The following is a 318-nucleotide window of genomic DNA, read 5'->3' as shown; positions in this document are numbered from 1 at the left end:
CCATAATTAGAATATGGATAGATTTGCCATTAGGGGCATTGACCGCGACATGTCGGTTATAACCTGCTTTGGAATACGCAGAGAACTGAGAAGGGACCGCTTCTATTGTGATCCCGTGAACAACGGATGGTTTGACATTTTCTTGGCTTGCCACAGGCTTGCTTTGGTTTGAACTATTACAACCGACAAGAAGAACAGTGGCAGCGAACGCAGTTAAAGATAACACTTTCATGGTACACATCTTATGATTTAGAACGTGGTGCTAATATACCGAGATGTCGCGTGATATTGAGTGATTGCAGTTGCCGTAATACATAC

The 318-nt window shown here is 43.1% G+C and carries 1 pseudogene; it reads right to left on the bottom strand.

Annotation, left to right across the window (positions count from 1 at the left end):
- Positions 1-232 (bottom strand): annotated as a pseudogene (locus AB4512_RS23950) (hypothetical protein); the annotation flags it as partial.
- Positions 233-318 lie beyond the last annotated feature (86 nt).

The sequence above is a fragment of the Vibrio sp. 10N.222.52.B7 genome, assembly GCF_041474275.1.
Classification (GTDB): domain Bacteria; phylum Pseudomonadota; class Gammaproteobacteria; order Enterobacterales; family Vibrionaceae; genus Vibrio; species Vibrio crassostreae_C.
The sequence above is the reverse complement of the archived record's forward strand: the minus strand, read 5'-3'. Positions and strand labels throughout refer to the sequence as shown.